Origin of the sequence: Vibrio sp. V19_P1S1T109 (genome assembly GCF_002241375.1) — a bacterium.
Lineage (GTDB): Bacteria > Pseudomonadota > Gammaproteobacteria > Enterobacterales > Vibrionaceae > Vibrio > Vibrio anguillarum.
Genome location: NZ_NDIM01000023.1, coordinates 1 through 4,144, shown reverse-complemented (window position 1 = coordinate 4,144; position 4,144 = coordinate 1). Strand labels below are relative to the sequence as shown.

Annotated in this window: 6 protein-coding genes and 1 riboswitch; of the genes, 5 read left to right on the top strand and 1 reads right to left on the bottom strand. The window is 44.6% G+C overall.

Annotation, left to right across the window (positions count from 1 at the left end; all coding sequences use genetic code 11):
• Positions 1–191 precede the first annotated feature (191 nt).
• Positions 192–335, top strand: a riboswitch (molybdenum cofactor riboswitch).
• From moaA to moaE, 5 genes are all read left to right on the top strand, one after another.
• Positions 324–1,313 carry a GTP 3',8-cyclase MoaA gene (gene moaA / locus B9J87_RS01580; protein WP_026028246.1) on the top strand — a complete coding sequence of 330 codons (990 nt, stop codon included), beginning with the start codon at positions 324–326 and terminating at the stop codon, positions 1,311–1,313. Its footprint overlaps the riboswitch before it by 12 nt.
• Positions 1,314–1,379: 66 nt before the next feature.
• The gene (gene moaB / locus B9J87_RS01575) at positions 1,380–1,892 is read left to right on the top strand and encodes a molybdenum cofactor biosynthesis protein B (protein WP_010320682.1); all 513 of its coding nucleotides are present in this window, start codon (positions 1,380–1,382) and stop codon (positions 1,890–1,892) included.
• A gap of 10 nt (positions 1,893–1,902) precedes the next feature.
• Positions 1,903–2,403: a cyclic pyranopterin monophosphate synthase MoaC gene (gene moaC / locus B9J87_RS01570; RefSeq protein WP_010320681.1), complete on the top strand. Its 501-nt coding sequence runs from the start codon at positions 1,903–1,905 to the stop codon at positions 2,401–2,403.
• Positions 2,396–2,641 carry a molybdopterin synthase sulfur carrier subunit gene (gene moaD / locus B9J87_RS01565; protein ID WP_094149240.1) on the top strand — a complete coding sequence of 82 codons (246 nt, stop codon included), beginning with the start codon at positions 2,396–2,398 and terminating at the stop codon, positions 2,639–2,641. Before moaC ends, moaD begins: the two co-directional genes overlap by 8 nt.
• A gap of 2 nt (positions 2,642–2,643) precedes the next feature.
• Entirely contained in the window at positions 2,644–3,114 is a 471-nt protein-coding gene (gene moaE / locus B9J87_RS01560; protein ID WP_038148363.1) for a molybdopterin synthase catalytic subunit MoaE, read from the top strand.
• Here the strand turns inward: moaE and B9J87_RS01555 are convergent.
• Positions 3,111–4,076: a sensor domain-containing diguanylate cyclase gene (locus B9J87_RS01555; RefSeq protein ID WP_013857257.1), complete on the bottom strand. Its 966-nt coding sequence runs from the start codon at positions 4,074–4,076 to the stop codon at positions 3,111–3,113. The two genes, moaE and B9J87_RS01555, sit on opposite strands and share 4 nt — an antisense overlap.
• Positions 4,077–4,144 lie beyond the last annotated feature (68 nt).

Below are 4,144 nucleotides of genomic sequence, written 5' to 3'. Positions count from 1 at the left end.
GTATAGAGTCATCTGTTCTTCTTATTTTTTAATAATTAACTACAATTTAAATCAGCTTGTTCACAACCCATACTCATTAGGAGGTAAATTGGGTAATGGACTCTTTTTTTTTACGATAAGGGTAGAATCACTTACTAATATTAAGTATTTTACTTATCAGCTGCTGTAGAGATAGTTAATTATACTACCTCAACGGCTGCCATAGCTCCGAGCTTAACTGGCTAAGTCTCATTTTTGTGAGATAGGGTGGTTAAGCCAGTGGTCTAATACCACAAGGGCATAATTGGAAATGATTATGCCTCCCGTATTTGGAAAGGTGTTCCGTGGCGCAACAGTTCGAAGATAGATTCCAACGTAAATTTTATTATTTACGTTTATCTGTTACAGATGTCTGTAACTTTAAATGCACATATTGCCTGCCTGATGGTTATCAACCTTCGGGGCAGAAAAACTCGTCTTTTTTAACCCTTCCTGAAATACAACGCGTCGTGCGAGCCTTTGCCGACTGTGGTACGTCGAAAGTACGCATCACAGGGGGGGAGCCGACTTTGCGTAAAGACTTTAACGACATTATTGCTTGTGTGGCGAATACCGCTGGTATAGAGAAAGTGGCGACCACCACCAACGGTTACCGTATGGCCAAACAAGTAGAAGGTTGGCAATCGGCTGGGTTAACGCATATCAATGTCAGTGTCGATAGTCTTGATCCAAGAATGTTCCACCAAATCACGGGTGAAAACAAATTTACGCAAGTGATGGCGGGGATTGATCGCGCTTTTGAAGTCGGTTACCAGCAAGTTAAAGTCAACGTTGTGCTGCTAAAAGACCTTAATCATCAGCAGTTACCTGCTTTTTTAGATTGGATTAAACATCGCCCTATTCAACTTCGTTTTATTGAACTAATGCAAACTGGTGAAATGGACTCGCTGTTTGAGCGTCACCATATTTCAGGTGTTGCCATTCGTAATCAACTGATTGCCAATGGTTGGGTGCTGAAAACCCGAGCTCACAATGATGGGCCAGCGCAAGTATTTGTTCATGCCGATTACCAAGGTGAAATCGGTCTTATCATGCCGTATGAGAAAAACTTTTGCCATAGCTGCAACCGCTTACGTGTTTCGGCAAAGGGGAAGTTACACCTGTGCCTTTTCGGTGAGCAAGGCGTTGAATTACGCGATCTGCTCGCCCAAGATAATCAACAGCAAGCCTTAATTGAGCGAATTCAAGCGCAATTACAGACCAAGTCGGTCAGCCATTTTTTACAAGATGGCAATACGGGTATGACGCCTAATCTCGCCTCCATTGGTGGCTAAATTCTTTTTGTCACTGGCTATTGTTTAGCGGGTGATGTGGTACACATTTGAACAGTAGGTGAACACATGGGTCACGCAGAAAGCGCATTTCAACCAGCACATATTGCCGTACTGACGGTTTCCGATACTCGTACTGAAGAAAACGATACTTCAGGTGGTTACTTAGCTGAGCAACTTCAACAAGCGGGACACATTCTGGCCGATAAGCAGATTGTTATTGATGATCAGTATAAAATTCGCGCGATTGTGTCTCAGTGGATCGCGGATGAAAACGTGCAAGCCGTGCTGATCACGGGCGGAACGGGTTTTACTTCACGCGACAGCACACCAGAGGCATTAAAGCCCTTGTTTGATAAAGAAGTTGAAGGTTTTGGCGAGCTGTTCCGATTGGTCTCTTACGATGAAATTGGCACTTCAACCATTCAGTCTCGCGCCATTGCAGGTTTTGCCAACCATACGGTTATTTTTGCCATGCCAGGTTCAACAGGAGCGTGCAAAACCGGTTGGACGAAAATCATCAAACAGCAGTTAGATGCTAGCCATCGCCCATGCAACTTTATGCCACATCTTTCGGTTTAACGGGGTTTCAATGAGCGAATTTACTCATATTAATGCCTCAGGCGAAGCCAATATGGTCGATGTCTCTGCCAAGGCTGAAACCGTACGTGAAGCACGTGCGGAAGCCTTTGTGAAGATGTCACCACAAACGCTGCAACTGATCCTTTCTGGGCAACACCACAAAGGTGATGTGTTTGCCACCGCAAGAATTGCGGGCATTCAAGCGGCGAAGAAAACGTGGGATTTAATCCCACTGTGCCACCCATTGCTGCTTACTAAAGTAGAAGTGCAGCTTGAAGCCATCGAAGCACAAAGCAAAGTTCGAATTGAATCATTGTGTAAATTAACCGGTAAAACAGGGGTTGAAATGGAAGCCTTAACCGCGGCATCGGTGGCGGCGTTAACCATTTACGACATGTGTAAAGCAGTACAAAAAGATATCGTGATTGAACAAGTGCGCTTACTTGAAAAAAGCGGCGGGAAATCTGGTTACTTTAGCGCTCAGCCACAACAAAAGGTCACGCATGATTAATGTCCTCTTTTTTGCTCAAACTCGTGAGTTGATCGGCCAAGACAGCATTCAACTCAAGGCACAGTTTGCTACGGTTGAAGCACTGCGTAGCCACTTAGCCTCGCAGCCTGGGAAATGGGATTTAGCCTTGCAACCGGGAAAACTGCTGGTGGCAGTCAATCAAACCATCGTTGCCTTTGATTACTCGTTAAGTGATGGTGATGAAGTGGCTTTTTTTCCTCCAGTAACCGGAGGCTAGTGATGGATAGTCGTATTTCCGTTCAAATATCAGATTTCTCGGTAGACGCAGAATACCGTGATTTGTCGCAAGGTACTTCCGCTGGCGCTGTGGTTACCTTTATTGGTAAAGTTCGTGATATGAATTTAGGTGATAATGTTATTGGCTTAACGCTTGAGCACTATCCGGGAATGACAGAAAAAGCTTTGAGTGATATTTGTGATCAGGCGCAGGCACGATGGCCGGTGCAAAAAATCCGTGTGATCCACCGAATCGGTGATTTAGACATTGGCGATCAAATCGTGTTTGTAGGTGTGTCGAGCTCACATCGTGGCGCGGCTTTTGAGGCGTGCGAATTCGTTATGGATTACCTTAAAGCCAAAGCACCGTTTTGGAAGAAAGAGCGCACCACCGAACAAACACGCTGGGTGGAGTCTCGAGATTCAGATGCACAAGCCGCGCAGCGTTGGGCTAATCATCACACCATCGACTAAGCCTTGTGTAGTATATGAATAGTTCCGCGCTGTTGATTCTTCGCGTGAAACAGCGCTTTATCGGCCGTTGATACAAACTGTTCTGGCGTCATGCCAGTCGGTATGTGTTCGCAATATTGGATGCCGATAGTAATCGATACATACAATGAGACACGAGAATAGCGGTGAGGGATTTGCAGCTCTCTCACTTCACTAAGTAGTTGTAATGCTTTTTGCTCGCACTGTTTAATATCAATATCCGCAATAAATAGTAGAAATTCATCTCCTCCATAGCGAAAGCAGAGGTCATCTTTACGTTTCCAATGCTGCAGAGTGCTCGCTATCTTGCGCAGCACAGTATCGCCATTCACATGGCCATAGTGGTCGTTATATTCTTTGAAGCAATCTAAGTCGATCATGAAAATTGCAGCACTACTTTGCTCACGTTTGATCTTATCTAACGCTTTGGGCAGCAATGAGTCCATCGCATAACGGTTATAGACCTGAGTTAAATGATCCACATTGGTCAGTTTTTCTAACTCAAGTTGGTGTATAGAAAGCCGCTCTAACGTGCGCTTATAAGCGGTAATATTTCTCACAATCCATAGCACGTACTCAGTATTTTTCAGCGGGATGACCAATGCGTTAAAAAACTGAATATCGATAGGGCCAGAGCTGCCTTTAAATTGAGCTATCACCCTTAGGTCGAGATCGTATTCAAACTCTCGCATTTGTCCGTTATCAATGACTTCTTGGATAATTTGATGAAACCAAGCGGCTTTTTTTTCGGGTAATACCTGGTATAGATTGAGACCAATGAGAACCCTTGGGTCGTGGTGTCGGCTGCGATCCGTGCCTCCTAAGGCCTCCACATATACGCCATCGCGGTTAATCAGAAAAGTGGGTTCGGGTAATGACTCCAACAAGCTGCGCATCAGTGCTGGGTTTTCTATAATCTCGGAAAACAGTGGCGAATTCACCATGCCCAGTCCTTATTAATACAACGGTCAATGTTTAAGATATAAATGATATTAACTGTAAAATCTTGCGA